We start from the raw sequence: 13,011 nt of genomic DNA on the forward strand, positions 1-13,011 counted from the left end.
TAAATCAAGGAGACAAACGTGAACCAACCGGCAACGGCGCCCGCAAAGCGGCGCTGGTATCAGGAAATCAATCGCGCGCAATGGCTGACGCTCGCGGGCGCGTGGTGCCTTTGGGCGCTCGACGCCGTCGACTTTCTGCTGATCACTTTCGTGCTGATCGACATCGCGAAAACCTTCGATGTCACGTTGCACACTGCGTCGCTGCTGATTCTCGCGACCTTCGGCGTGCGCTGGCTCGGCGGTATGCTGTTCGGCAATCTGAGCGATCGTATCGGCCGCAAGATTCCCATGCTGATCGCGCTCGTGTGGTTCACGGCGGGCGCAGCGTTCACCGGCCTCGCCTGGAGTTTCACGGCGGTGTTCGCGTTCCGGCTGTTACTCGGTTTCGGCATGGCACCGATCCTTACGCTCGGTTCGACGATGATCGCCGAGGTCTGGCCGGAGAAATACCGCGCGATCGGTATCGGCATTCTCGACACGGGCTGGGGTTTTGGCAGCGTGCTCGCGGCGACGCTTTACGGTTTGATCTATCCGCACTTCGGCTGGCGTCCGCTGTTTTTTGCGGGAATCATTCCGGGCCTGCTCGTGGGATTGTATATCTGGCGTTTCGTGCCGGAATCGCCGGTGTGGCTGAAGGCGCGCGAGAAAGGTCTCGTGTCGAAGCGCAAATCGCCCGCCGCAACGCTGTTTCGCGAGCATCTCAAGCTCGTGCTCGTGCTGAGCCTCGTGCAATTCCTGCTGCAATTCGGCTCGTGGCCGCTGCAGGGTCTGCTCGCGACGTATCTGCGCGAACTGCATATGCCGCCGGCGTCGGTGAGCATGATCACCAGCGCGGGTGCGGTCGGACAGATCTGTGGGTTCTTCTGTTCGGGCTTTATCGCCGAACGCGTCGGCCGCAAGAATGCAATTGCGATGATGCTCGCGATCGGCTGCTGTTGCGTGTTCGCGCTCGTGAATCTCGCGCCAGTCTCGATCGCGCTCGGCTGCACGTTCGCGTTCCTGTCGGGCTTCTGGATCGTCGGCGCATCCGGCATTTATCCGACGATCCTCGCCGAGAATCTGCCGTCGAACGTGCGCGCAACCGGCGTCGGGCTGATGTACAACATCGGCGTGATCGGCGGGGGCATTGCGCCGTTCATCGTGCTGGCCTCGCTCGACTATTTCAAGGTTGCGTTGCCGAAAGGGATGTTCTTCTACACGCTGCTCGGCGATGTGCTCGGCGTACTGATTATCTATCTGGCAACCCGTGAAACGCGCGGCATCCCGATCGAACATGCGGGCGCGCAAGACGACGAGTCCGCGCAATCACAACAGGAGGGCATTCGTCGTGATGCTTGGTAACGCAGCGCTCGCATTCTGGAACGGCATCGCACCGGGTGGCGACGCGGAATTTCTCGCATGGCATGTGTCGGAACATATCCCCGAGCGTGTCGGTCTGCCGGGTTTTCTGCGCGGCCGCCGCTACGTCGCGAGTCGCGGCTCGCCTCGCTATTTCAACTTCTACGAAACCGAGTCGCTCGGGGTGCTCGAATCGCCGGTCTATCGGGACCGGCTCGATCATCCGACGCCGTGGACCGCCAGGGTAGTCGCCACCTTCGTCGACACGTCGCGAACAATGTGCCGCGTCGCGCACACACGAGGTATCGGCGAGGGCGCGTGGATGCAGACAATCCGCTTTGCGTTTCCGTCTGTCGCGCGTGATAAGGCGATTAGCACGCTGATTCGGATACTCGACGATTTGCCGGCACGTACCGCGCTGGTCGGCGCGCATCTGCTCGACGGCGTGCAGCGCGAAACGAAGCCGACGCGCGAGCTCGAATTGCGCGGCACGCCCGATGCACAGATCGACGGTGTACTGCTGATCGAAGCCGCTGACGAAGCGACACTCGATTCACTCGCCGAACGTGAACTGGCCGACGATTCATTGCGTCAAGCCGGCGTCGGCGCGATCGCGCGCGGCAACTATCAACTGCAATACAGCCTCAGCGCCTCGCGCTGATGTTCAACACAAGGAAATCGCATGAAACTGTTTCGCTTTGGTCCCGTAGGTGCGGAAAAACCCGGTGTCGTCGACAGGAACGGAACGCATCGTGATCTGTCTGCCGTGATCGCCGACATCGATCCCGCAACGATCGCGACCGGCCTCGAAAGCAGGCTCGCCAACCTCGATCTGACCACGCTGCCTGAAGTACCGAAGGGCGCACGTTTCGGTCCGTGCATTGCGCAGCCAGGCAACTTTCTGGCGATCGGTCTTAACTACGTCGAGCATGCGAAAGAGACCAATGCGCCGCTGCCGGAGGAACCGATTCTCTTCAATAAGGCGCCAAGCTGTATCGTCGGTCCGGACGACGACATCATCTTGCCGCGTGGCTCGGAAAAAACCGATTGGGAAGTCGAACTCGCGTTTGTGATCGGCAAACGCGCGCATTACGTCAGCGAGGCCGACGCGCTATCGTACGTGTTCGGTTATTGCGTGTGTAACGACGTTTCGGAGCGCGCATTCCAGCTCGAACGCGGCGGCCAGTGGGTGAAGGGAAAATGCGCACCGTCGTTCGGTCCGATCGGTCCGTATCTCGTCACTGCCGAAGAAATCCCCGATCCGCAGAAACTGCCGCTCTGGCTCGAGGTGAACGGTGAGCGCGTGCAGAACAGCGACACGAGCGACATGATCTTCTCGATCCGTACCATCGTGTCGTACGTGAGCCAGTTCGTCGTGTTGATGCCGGGCGATCTCATTACGACGGGCACGCCGCCCGGCGTTGGCCTCGGCATGAAACCGGAGCGCTATCTGAAGCGTGGCGACACGGTTCGCCTGAGCGTCGAAGGGCTGGGCACGCAGACCCAGCGCGTCGTATGAACACGGCCTCCTTCATCCCGGTGACCGGCGCGACGGCGCTGTACGCGATCGTCGGCGATCCGGTTTCGCAGGTGCGTTCGCCGCAGGTAGTCAATGCACTGTTCGCGCAGGCGCAGGTCGACGCGCTGCTGGTACCGATGCACGTTTCGCGCGACCGCTTTGGTGAGACGATGCGCTCGCTGATGGCGATCGGTAATCTGCGCGGTATCGTCATCACCGTGCCGTTCAAGGTCGATGCGATGTCGCTCGTCAGCCATGTGTTGCCTGGCGCGCAAGCGGCGGGCGCATTGAACGCGATGCGCCGCCTGCCCGATAATCGATGGGAAGGCGACATGTTCGACGGCGCCGGGCTTGTGCGCGCGCTCGATGATGCCGGTCATCCGCCAGCCGGCAAGCGCGTGCTGCTGGTCGGTGCGGGCGGTGCCGGACGCGCGATCGCAATCGCGCTCGCGCAAAGCGGCGTGCGCGAGATTGAGTTGAGCGATATCGACGGCGAACGCGTCCGGCAGGTCGTTGAGGCGGTTGTAAACGCCGCACCGTCGTGCGTATGTCGAGCGTCCGAACCGACCTTCGACGGCCACGACCTCGTTGTCAACGCGACGCCGCTCGGCATGAAGCCTGACGACGCATTACCCGTCGACATCGCGGGTATGAACGCGCAGCATGTACTTTTCGACATCGTGCCGAAACCCGACGTGACCGCGCTGATGCGCGCCGCGCAATCGCAAGGCGTGACGACGATTGGCGGCAAGCGCATGATTGAAGGGCAGGCTCGCGCGCTGGCCGGATTTTTTGGGCATCGTGTATAAACGCGGTCCGGTGCGAACCATTCAATTCACATGCAATGAGTAGGTAACGTATGAGCGTCGCTTTGGAACGTGGCATGGCCATCCTCGAGTTGCTGTCGACCGATCGCAACGGCATGCAGTTGAGCCGGCTTTCGGAGGCTCTCGATATTCCGGTAAGCGCAATGCATCGCTTGCTGACCAGTCTGATCGAAATGGGTTACGTGCACCAGACACGGGAGATGGGGCAGTACTGCCTGTCGCTGAAGTCCGTGTCGCTCGGCATCCGTTTCGTATCGAAGAACAATCTGATCGACCTCGCGCGGCCGTTGATGGACGAACTCGCGAGCGTTTCGGGTGAGCTGTCGCGGCTCGGCCTGATCGATGGCGAGCGGCTGGTGTGGGTGTCAAAGTCGCTAGGCACGCGGGTAGGTCTGCGCTACGACCCGGACAGCGGCGCGGAAGCCCCGTTGTTCTGCTCGGCGTCGGGGCTGGTCTGGCTCGCCACGATGAGCGACGAGGAAGCGCTCGCGCGGGTGATGAAGACCGGCTTCGGCCGGGACGAGGATTACGGCCCGAACGCACCGCGTACCCCGGAGGAATTTCTCAAGCAACTGCGCCGTGCACGCGCGAACGGCTACGCAACGGTGACCAATAGTGTCGAGGCGGCCACTTCGGCGATGGCCGCGTTGATTCGCGGCAAGGACGACGAGCCGATTGGCGTGCTGACGATTGCGGGGCCGATGTTCCGCTTGACCGCGAAGCGCATGCAGGAACTCGCGCCGCTGCTGATGCGCGCAACGGCGGCACTGTCGGAAGTCAATGCCCCCACGTTTGCCATGCCGCCGGCGCATCTGCACGGGTGAACGCACTCAATGCCCCCAATGCCCCCAATGCCCTCTGACGGGAAGGAGATCCAGCAATGAGCGACTCCGTCGCCAGTGACACGCGGCGTCTGCTGAAGCCAGGCCTTTACGGATTGAACGACATCGAGGCCGGCGACTACTACCTCACCGCGGGCGTCACCGTGACCGAAACGCACGTCGTCAATTTCGCGGGCGTCTCGGGTGACTACTACGACATTCACGTTGATGACATGGCCGCGCAGGAGGCCGGTTTTCCTGGGCGCATCGCCCACGGCCTGCTCGGTTTGTCGCTCGCCGACGGACTGAAGACGCGTTGCCCGGTGCTGCTCAAAGGGCTCGCGACACTCGGCTGGAACTGGTCGTTTCGCGCGCCCTTGATGATCGGCGATCGCATCCATGTCGATATCGAAGTCATCGGCAAACGTCCGACCAAGCGGCCCGATCGCGGGATCGCGACGTTGCGCCTGAAGCTGCTGAATCAGCGCGGCGAAGTCGTGCAGGAAGGCGAAACGCTGATGATGATGCCGACTACGCTCGCGTGAGGGAAGCACTGGTCATGCGCGATCTTTCACAGCATCTCGAGCACTTCGCCCTCAACACCGCAACGCTCAGGCAATGGCCGCTGGAGCGCATCATCGAGGGCTGCGCGCGTCGCGGTATTCGCGCGATAGCACCGTGGCATGCCGACGTCGAGCGCGTTGGTGTGGCACAGACAAAACGCCTGCTGCGCGAGGCGCAGATCGAGTTGGCCGGTTATTGCCGCGGCGGTCTGTTCCCGGTCGCGCAGGCCAGCGAACGCGATGCGGTTTTCGAGCGTAACCGGCGTGTACTCGACGCCGCGCGCGAACTCGATGCGCCTTGCGTGGTCCTCGTCGTAGGCGGCTTGCCGGGGGCGATGGAGGGCGAACCGCAAAGCCGCGATCTGGCCGGCGCGCGCGAGCAGGTGAAGGACGGCATTGCACGCATCCTCGACTACGCGAAGTCGCTTCGCATGCCGCTCGCGATCGAGCCGTTGCATCCCATGTACGCCGCCGATCGCGCATGTGTGAATACGCTCGAACATGCGCTCGATCTGTGCGACGAGATCGACCCGTCGATGCAAGGCGATCTCGGCGTCGCGGTGGATTGTTATCACGTGTGGTGGGACCCGAAAGTCGACGCGCAGATCGCACGTGCAGGCAAGCAACGGCTGCTTGGCTTTCACGTTTGCGACTGGCTCGTGCCGACCCGCGACATGCTCAACGATCGCGGCATGATGGGCGACGGCGTCATCGACATCGCGCGGCTGCGCAGCCAGGTCGAGCAGGCGGGATTCGACGGATTCATCGAAGTGGAAATTTTTTCGAGCGACAACTGGTGGAAGCGCGACGGCGACGACGTGCTGGACACCTGTGTCGCACGTTACCGAACTGTGGTGTAAAGGAGTTAAAGCATGGAGCAGTCAGGTCTCGATTTCGTAGAAGTCGGTCAACGCTATACCTTCGGCAAGACCGTGTCGGAAACCGATGTGATGCTGTTCGCCGGCATAACGGGCGATTTCAGCCCGACGCACGTCAACGAACAGTACGCGCGCGAAAAGTCGAATCTCGGCGGACGCATCGCGCATGGCGCACTGATGGTGGGCTATATGTCGACCGCTTCGACGCTGTCGATCGAACACGTGATTCACAAAGAGAATCTCAGCGATTTCCCCGTCTCCTCGGGCTACGACAAGCTGCGTTTCCTGAAACCGGTTGCGCTCGGCGATACGATCACCGTGGTGTATGAGGTGATCAGGGTCGACAAGGAAAAAGGCCGCAGCATTGCGAAGAACGAAGTGTTCAACCAGCGCGGCGAGCTTGTCGCGGTCGGCGAACACGTCATGCGCTGGGCGAAGAAACTGAAGGGCGAGTGAGCAGGCAGAAGGCGCATAACGGCGTATTGCAGCGGATCATCGGACAACATCATGCAGATCATTACAGCAGAAGAAGCGGCCTCGCTCGTAAGAGACGGCGACACGGTGCTCATCAGCGGATCGGGCGGCGGGCACGCGGTGCCCGACGCGCTGGTGGCGGCGGTCGGCGAACGGTTCAAACGCGAAGGTGCGCCGCGCGGTATCACCTCGATGAGCATCGTCGGCGTTGGCGACCGCGCGGCCCTGGGCGCGAGCCATCTCGCACAAGAAGGCTTGCTACGTCGCGCAATCACAAGTGCACTGGTCGATTCGCCCGGTCTCGTCACGCTCGCGGCGGAGGACAAGATCGAGGCATACACGCTGCCGCAGGGCGTGATGTCGCAACTGATGCGCGAGATGGCCGCGGGACGCCCTGGCCTGATTACCAGAACAGGTTTGCATACCTTTGTCGATCCGCGGCAGCAGGGCGCGCGGCAAAGTCCGCGCACGCCGGCAGATTTCGTTGAAGTAATCGAACTCGACGGCGAGGAATACTTGCGGTTCAAGCCGTTGCCGCTGAACGTGACCTTCATTCGCGGCACGACCGCCGACGAAGACGGCAACGTGACGATGGAAGAAGAAGCCGTGCTCGGCGAGATGCTGGCGATGGCGCAGGCAACGCGCCGCGCGGGCGGTGTCGTGATAGTGCAGGTTAAACGCGTGGCGCGGCGCGAGACCTTGCCGCCCAAACAGGTGAAGGTGCCCGGCATTCTGGTCGACTTCGTCGTGGTCGTGCCGGATCAGCCGCAGACGTACGCGACATCATACGATCCGAGTTACGCGGGCGAACTGCGCGTACCGTTGTCGGAGATCAAGCCGTTGCCGTTCGGACCGCGCAAGGTGATCGTGCGGCGCGCGGCGCTCGAACTCTATCCCGGCGCGGTGTGCAATCTTGGCGCGGGCGTTTCGACGGGTCTGTCGACGATCGCTGCTGAAGAAGGTCTGCTCGACGCGGTCGTACTCACGAATGAGCAGGGCATCATCGGCGGCGCTCCGCTCACCGGGCGCGATTCGGGTGGCGGCCAGAACTTCGCCGCGATGATCGAGCAGCCGTCGCAATTCGATTTCTACGACGGCGGCGGCCTCGATCTCGCGTTTCTGTCGTTCGCTGAAGTCGATCCGCAAGGCAACGTCAACATCAGCCGTTTCGGCGACAAGATCATCGGGGTCGGCGGTTTCATCAACATCAGCCAGAACGCGAAGTGCGTGATATTCAGCGGCACGCTGACGGCGGGCGGGCTGGATGTCGGCTGGGAAGGCGGCCAGACCGTGATCCGCAGCGAAGGGCGGCATCGTAAATTTGTCGAGTCGATCGAACAGGTCTGCTATAGCGCAGCGTTCGCGCGCGAGCGTGGGCAGACCGCGTTGTATCTGACCGAGCGCGCCGTGTTCCGGCTCGGCGACGAAGGCCTCGAATTGATCGAAATTGCGCCGGGCGTCGATCTGGAGCGCGACGTGATCGGGCAGATGGCGTTTCGCCCCCGCGTCGCCGCGGATCTGAAGACGATGGATGCGCGTCTCTTCGATCCGCAACCGCTTCGTATTCGCGATGAAATTGCCGCGCGCGGGCGGCGCTATCGTTCGGAACGTGTGGCGCAGTGGTATGCCGAGCGGGGCGCACGCGCGTGATCGAACGCGTGCCCGCTGTCGAGCTTGCGCAAGACGTCGCGGTCTCGAAGGTCGTCGCGGGCATGTGGCGCGTGATGCGCTGGGGCATGTCGCGCGAGGGGCTGGCGCGCTTTATCGACGAATGCGTGGCGCTAGGCGTGACGAGTTTCGACCTTGCCGATATTTATGGCGGGGGCGCCGCGCAAGCGTTTTTTGGCAAAGCGCTGGCTGCGCGCGGCGGCAATAACGACGACATCCAGATCATCACCAAAGCCGGCATTCGGCTGCCTTCGTCCAACGGCGGCGGCGCGCGCGTCAAGCACTACGACAGCAGCGCGGCGCACCTGCGACGAAGCGTGGACGATGCGTTGTCGGTGCTGGGCCGTGAGCGGATCGACCTGTTTCTACTGCATCGCCCCGATCCGCTTCTCAACCGGGACGAACTGGCGGAGCTGGCCCATCAGCTGGTCGCGCAAGGCAAGATCGGCGCATTCGGGGTGTCGAATTTTTCCGCGCGTGAGTTCGACTGGCTCGGAGCGCGTGTGCCGCTAGCGAGCAATCAGATCGAGTTTTCGCCATTCCACACGGCGCCGCTCGACGACGGCATATTGACGGCGATGAATGCGACGGATGTCGTGCCGATGATCTGGTCACCGCTCGGTGGCGGACGGCTTTTCGACGAGTCCAACGAGACGGGCTCGCGTGTGCGTGAAGCGTTGCAACAGATACAGCGGGATCGCGGGCTGCCGGACTGGATACCGCTCGCCTACGCGTGGGTCTTCCGGTTGCCGAGCCGTCCCGTTGTGCTGACTGGAACAAGCCGCGTCGACGGGATCCGCGACGCGACGCTTGGCGCCGGCATCGCGCTCACGCGCGAGGAATGGTTCTACGTTCTTGAAGCAGCGCGGGGGCACTCTGTAGCCTGACCATTCGCTGACGTTGATCTACATATTTTGTTCTGACTGCGTTGCGCACTTTTGAGAGGTTGGGAAGTCCGCACGCCACTCCCCGCACGCGTAGGTTTCAGACGACATCGAAATATCTCGTGAGCTTTGTCGATTTCCTCAAGCGTCGTTCGTCGTGCATATAAGGCGGCAAGATTGCGGCAATGCTGTCCCCACGCCGGTTTTGCGCCCCTATTTGTTATCAACGCGAACGGAGATCGTTCATGACTTACGTAGATGGATTTGTCGCCGCGGTGCCCACGGCCAATCGCGAAACGTACAGGAAGCATGCCGAATCGGCAGCGGCCGTCTTCAAGGAGCACGGCGCATTGAAGGTGGTCGAGTGCTGGGGAGACGATGTCCCGGAAGGGAAGGTGACGTCTTTTCCGATGGCGGTCAAACGGCAGCATGACGAGGCGGTGGTGTTCTCCTGGGTTGTCTGGCCTTCGCGACAGGCACGAGACGACGGAATGAAAGCGGTAATGGCTGACCCACGGCTGCAGCCTGACACCAATCCGATGCCTTTCGACGGCAAGCGGCTAATCTACGGCGGGTTCGAAGTGATCGTGGACGCATGAGGAGCCAAAGAAGGTGGCGCCGGTCGACAATGGCCAGAAGTTGCGATTCACCTGAATTTCCTGCAGGACCACCTGCAGGAACAGGCTGTTGAGGCGCTTCTCGAAACATTCATGGAGACGACGTATATGCAGCAAGATCCTGCCGACATCGCCCGTGCGAGTTATCTCGCCTATGTACGTAAGGACCGCGCCGCGATCGAGGCTCTGATCGGCGAAGACTTCCATTTCACCAGCCCTCTGGACAACCGCCTGGATCGCAACACCTACTTCACGCGTTGTTGGCCCAACAGCGAGACGATCACCGACTTTCAGTTCGTCGATGTCGTTGTTCATGGCGAACAGGTCTTCGTCGTGTACGAAGGAACGAGTGTTCGCAATCGACGATTCCGCAATACGGAGAGGCTAACCGTCCGCGGTGACAAGATCGTCGAGGCAGAGGTCTATTTCGGCTGGTCCCTTCCGCACGACGCGCCCGATGGCGGATCTGTGAAGTCAGGCGCCTAGCAAGTGTGGCCGTCCCAGATCGCTTCGCCGACATTTCCGACTGACCGCTGCGCGGTCTGCATGGACCGTTGGGCCGTGTCGAAGCCCGTCACTGTCTGAGGCGCCTCCGAAGCGTGGCCTTGACGACCTTGCCTGTGGCGGTATGGGGCAAATCGTCGACAAAGTAGATGTCTTCCGGGACCCACCAACGAGCGACACGCGTGCCGAGATGAAACAGCAGACCTTCTTTCGAAGGTGCTGTTCCGGGGCGAAGTACTACGAAAAGCACCGGACGCTCGCCCCATCGCTCGTCCTCGCGGGCGACAGCGGCCGCCTCGTAGACGTCGGGATGGGACATCGCGGCATTTTCGAGCGTAACGGAACTGATCCATTCGCCGCCCGACTTGATGACGTCCTTGGCACGATCGACAATTTCAACTGTTCCGGCTGCTTCAATCGTCGCAATATCGCCGGTTTCAAACCATCCGTCACCAGCACTATCTGCGCGGTCCAGCGGGAGGTTGAAGTAGGAAGATGCAACCCATGGGCCTCGGACCTGCAGGCGCCCCGACGTAGTGCCATCGTGCGGTAATACGCTGTCGTCATCGCTGAGGAGCCGCGTCTCGACTCCAAACAATGGCTTGCCTTGCTTCAGTCGTCGATTGGGCGACATGGTTCCCTGCGGCGCCAGCGATGCGGGCACCGGGCACCGATTGGCCAGGCCTACACGGCTGGTTTCCGTCATCCCCCATGCATGGACGACGTCAACCCCCTGTTCGTGGAAACGCTCGGCCATGATCTGAGGACATGCAGCGCCTCCAATCGCGACGCGTTCTAACGGGGCGATTTCACCCTTGTTGTCGTCAATCCAGTCCAGCAACGAGCCCCAGACGGTCGGCACACCTGCAGTGAACGTCACTTTCTCGGTTGTAATGAGCCGATATAAGCTAGCAGCATCGAGTCTTTGCCCAGGGAGAACGAGCCGCGCACCGACCATCGGCGCGGCATGCGGTAACCCCCAGCCATTGACGTGAAACATGGGAACCACCGGCATGACAGTCGTGCGCTCGCCCAGGTTGAAGACATCTGGCGCACAGACCGCCAACGCATGAAGCACAGTCGAGCGGTGGCTATAGAGCACGCCCTTAGGATCGCCAGTGGTGCCGGACGTGTAGCAGAGGCCGGCCGCGTCGTTCTCATCCAGCCGCGGCCAGTCGAACGTGCTCTTATGCGCCGCGATGACTTCCTCGTAACACTCGAAACCCTCGGCGATGGCCTCCGGCGGCATGGCGCTCGCCGAACACATAACGATGACTCGCGCTACGGACTGGAGGCGCTGCCGCACACCCGCTATCAGTCCAACGAAACTGGGATCCACGAACAACAAACGGTCACTGGCGTGGTTGACGATATAGACGATCTGATCCGGGAACAGTCGCGGATTGATGGTGTGACAGACGAAACCCGCACCCGAGACTCCGTAATAAATCTCCAGATGCCTATGGTCATTCCAACCGAGCGTTCCAACGCGGTCTCCGCGTTGCAATCTCCAGGAGGTGAGTGCATCGGCAAGCTTGCTACTGCGTTCGTAGACCTCGGTATAGTTCGTCCGATGCAGCGCCCCGTCGCTTACCCGCGAGACAATTTCCGTAGATCCATGACAGGCTGCCGCATGACGAATAATCGAAGAGATAAGGAGCGGTTGGTCCATCATCGTAGAGCGCATTTGCTGTAACTCCGTCGATAGCGCTCAGGCGCCGGTTACTGGTTGCAAGCGCGCAGGCGCATGCTTGGCTAACGCGAAGCCACAGCAGCCAGCAACGAACAGCGAGGCCATCATTGCGCCGAACCCGCTCGCAAAAGTGCCCGTGTCCTTCACGAGTGTTCCGATCACTAGCGGGGCGAGTACGCTACCGATCATGCCCACGGTTGCCACGATCCCCGCGTAGGCGGCGCGGGCTTCTTTCGGCGCGAAATCCAGCACAAGGGTGCCGTATGTGCCAAGACCGCCGTAGATGCAGAACGCAGCACCGCACAAGCCAGCAATACACAACTGAAGCGTGTTGCTGTAATAGGCGGCGAACAGGCAAAGGGCGCCGAGCAGGTTGATACCGCTAAGGAGTTGAGGTCGTTGTTTGAGCATGGGACCCCGGCCAAGCCAGCCGGTCACAATCAGCCCGATCACGCCGAAGACATACGGAATGCCACCGAGCATCCCAGCGGATTTCAGGTCGATGTGCCGTTCGAGCGCGAGATAGCTTGGCATCCAGCCGAGCAGGCCCCAGTACGCGGCGTTCCAGAAGCAGAAGACTCCGCTGATAAGCCAGAGCGCCGGTTGTTGCGCCAGAATCCGGAACGGGATTCTGACTTCGTCGGTCGTGCCGACAGCGCGCTCCACTTCTGCTTTTTTGGGAAGCAGCACACTGTTCAGCACAGCGATTGCGATTGCCGGAGCGGCGAGCATGACGAACACCGCCTTCCAGCCGAACGAGGTGAGCAGTGTCCCGACGAGCGGGCCGGACAGGGCGGGCGCTGCCGCGATGGCCGTGGCCCACCAGGCAACCGCCTGGGCACGCTCACGCTCGTCGAACGTGTCGCCAACCAGCTTGTAGATCGCAGGGTTTGACAATCCTTCGGACACACCAAATGCAAAGCGCACGAAGACAAGAATCGCGACTCCGGTAAATAGCCCCGTCAGCCCAGTCAGCAATGCCCAGAAGAGCGGTGCGACGACCAGAACGACTCGTGTGCCGAAGCGGTCAGCGAGCCAACCTCCCGGCATCTGCGATACGAGGTAACCCACGGCGAACGCCGACAGGATGACGCCGAATGTCTGCGGGTTGAGATGAAGTGTCTGCATCATCGCGGGTCCTGCAAAACCGAGGACCACGCGATCGATATAGTTGACGACCTGCAGCAGCCAGATCGCAACCAGAATTCCCTTCTTGCCTTTCATT

14 protein-coding genes are annotated in these 13,011 nt (G+C 61.6%); 12 read left to right on the plus strand and 2 right to left on the minus strand.

Annotated elements, in window-relative coordinates; all coding sequences use genetic code 11:
• The first annotated feature begins 18 nt into the window (after positions 1-18).
• The 12 genes from J2W46_RS25890 to J2W46_RS25945 all read left to right on the plus strand — a co-directional run bounded on the left by J2W46_RS25890 (position 19) and on the right by J2W46_RS25945 (position 10,075).
• On the plus strand, positions 19-1,341 hold the full coding sequence (locus tag J2W46_RS25890; RefSeq protein WP_310067018.1) for an MFS transporter: 1,323 nt from the start codon (positions 19-21) through the stop codon (positions 1,339-1,341).
• Positions 1,328-1,999, plus strand: coding sequence for a DUF4286 family protein (locus tag J2W46_RS25895; protein WP_027804555.1), 672 nt, complete (start codon positions 1,328-1,330; stop codon positions 1,997-1,999). The genes J2W46_RS25890 and J2W46_RS25895 overlap by 14 nt, the downstream gene beginning before the upstream one ends.
• A gap of 21 nt (positions 2,000-2,020) precedes the next feature.
• The gene (locus J2W46_RS25900; RefSeq protein ID WP_310357413.1) at positions 2,021-2,857 is read left to right on the plus strand and encodes a fumarylacetoacetate hydrolase family protein; all 837 of its coding nucleotides are present in this window, start codon (positions 2,021-2,023) and stop codon (positions 2,855-2,857) included.
• Positions 2,854-3,666: a shikimate dehydrogenase family protein gene (locus J2W46_RS25905; RefSeq protein WP_310357415.1), complete on the plus strand. Its 813-nt coding sequence runs from the start codon at positions 2,854-2,856 to the stop codon at positions 3,664-3,666. Before J2W46_RS25900 ends, J2W46_RS25905 begins: the two co-directional genes overlap by 4 nt.
• 50 nt (positions 3,667-3,716) lie before the next feature.
• Entirely contained in the window at positions 3,717-4,508 is a 792-nt protein-coding gene (locus J2W46_RS25910; RefSeq protein ID WP_027776233.1) for an IclR family transcriptional regulator, read from the plus strand.
• A gap of 56 nt (positions 4,509-4,564) precedes the next feature.
• Positions 4,565-5,050, plus strand: a complete 486-nt coding sequence (locus J2W46_RS25915) for a MaoC/PaaZ C-terminal domain-containing protein (RefSeq protein WP_310357418.1) — start codon at positions 4,565-4,567, stop codon at positions 5,048-5,050.
• A 14-nt stretch (positions 5,051-5,064) separates the two neighbouring features.
• Entirely contained in the window at positions 5,065-5,928 is an 864-nt protein-coding gene (locus J2W46_RS25920; RefSeq protein ID WP_310357419.1) for a sugar phosphate isomerase/epimerase family protein, read from the plus strand.
• Between the two features lie 12 nt (positions 5,929-5,940).
• A complete protein-coding gene (locus J2W46_RS25925; protein ID WP_204521303.1) occupies positions 5,941-6,402 on the plus strand; it encodes a MaoC family dehydratase in 462 nt (153 codons plus the stop codon).
• A 51-nt stretch (positions 6,403-6,453) separates the two neighbouring features.
• On the plus strand, positions 6,454-8,070 hold the full coding sequence (locus J2W46_RS25930; RefSeq protein WP_310357422.1) for an acyl CoA:acetate/3-ketoacid CoA transferase: 1,617 nt from the start codon (positions 6,454-6,456) through the stop codon (positions 8,068-8,070).
• Entirely contained in the window at positions 8,067-8,975 is a 909-nt protein-coding gene (locus J2W46_RS25935; RefSeq protein ID WP_310357425.1) for an aldo/keto reductase, read from the plus strand. Before J2W46_RS25930 ends, J2W46_RS25935 begins: the two co-directional genes overlap by 4 nt.
• Positions 8,976-9,217: 242 nt before the next feature.
• The gene (locus tag J2W46_RS25940; protein WP_020067568.1) at positions 9,218-9,571 is read left to right on the plus strand and encodes a DUF1428 domain-containing protein; all 354 of its coding nucleotides are present in this window, start codon (positions 9,218-9,220) and stop codon (positions 9,569-9,571) included.
• A 126-nt stretch (positions 9,572-9,697) separates the two neighbouring features.
• Positions 9,698-10,075, plus strand: a complete 378-nt coding sequence (locus tag J2W46_RS25945; RefSeq protein ID WP_310357660.1) for a nuclear transport factor 2 family protein — start codon at positions 9,698-9,700, stop codon at positions 10,073-10,075.
• 88 nt (positions 10,076-10,163) lie between these two features.
• Here J2W46_RS25945 and J2W46_RS25950 read toward each other — a convergent pair whose 3' ends face one another.
• Positions 10,164-11,780: a long-chain fatty acid--CoA ligase gene (locus tag J2W46_RS25950; RefSeq protein WP_310357429.1), complete on the minus strand. Its 1,617-nt coding sequence runs from the start codon at positions 11,778-11,780 to the stop codon at positions 10,164-10,166.
• Between the two features lie 24 nt (positions 11,781-11,804).
• Positions 11,805-13,010, minus strand: coding sequence for an MFS transporter (locus J2W46_RS25955; RefSeq protein ID WP_179214089.1), 1,206 nt, complete (start codon positions 13,008-13,010; stop codon positions 11,805-11,807).
• Between the last annotated feature and the right edge of the window lies 1 nt (position 13,011).

The organism is Paraburkholderia strydomiana (assembly GCF_031456815.1).
GTDB classification, from domain to species: Bacteria; Pseudomonadota; Gammaproteobacteria; order Burkholderiales; family Burkholderiaceae; genus Paraburkholderia; species Paraburkholderia caledonica.

Bases quoted from the DNA above. Each gene is read 5' to 3' on its own strand.
- J2W46_RS25915 (WP_310357418.1), top strand. From the start codon at position 4,565: ATGAGCGACTCCGTCGCCAGTGACACGCGGCGTCTGCTGAAGCCAGGC.
- J2W46_RS25940 (WP_020067568.1), top strand. From the start codon at position 9,218: ATGACTTACGTAGATGGATTTGTCGCCGCGGTGCCCACGGCCAATCGC.
- J2W46_RS25910 (WP_027776233.1), top strand. From the start codon at position 3,717: ATGAGCGTCGCTTTGGAACGTGGCATGGCCATCCTCGAGTTGCTGTCG.
- J2W46_RS25930 (WP_310357422.1), top strand. From the start codon at position 6,454: ATGCAGATCATTACAGCAGAAGAAGCGGCCTCGCTCGTAAGAGACGGC.
- J2W46_RS25920 (WP_310357419.1), top strand. From the start codon at position 5,065: ATGCGCGATCTTTCACAGCATCTCGAGCACTTCGCCCTCAACACCGCA.
- J2W46_RS25945 (WP_310357660.1), top strand. From the start codon at position 9,698: ATGCAGCAAGATCCTGCCGACATCGCCCGTGCGAGTTATCTCGCCTAT.
- J2W46_RS25900 (WP_310357413.1), top strand. From the start codon at position 2,021: ATGAAACTGTTTCGCTTTGGTCCCGTAGGTGCGGAAAAACCCGGTGTC.
- J2W46_RS25955 (WP_179214089.1), bottom strand. From the start codon at position 13,010: ATGAAAGGCAAGAAGGGAATTCTGGTTGCGATCTGGCTGCTGCAGGTC.
- J2W46_RS25905 (WP_310357415.1), top strand. From the start codon at position 2,854: ATGAACACGGCCTCCTTCATCCCGGTGACCGGCGCGACGGCGCTGTAC.
- J2W46_RS25925 (WP_204521303.1), top strand. From the start codon at position 5,941: ATGGAGCAGTCAGGTCTCGATTTCGTAGAAGTCGGTCAACGCTATACC.
- J2W46_RS25950 (WP_310357429.1), bottom strand. From the start codon at position 11,780: ATGCGCTCTACGATGATGGACCAACCGCTCCTTATCTCTTCGATTATT.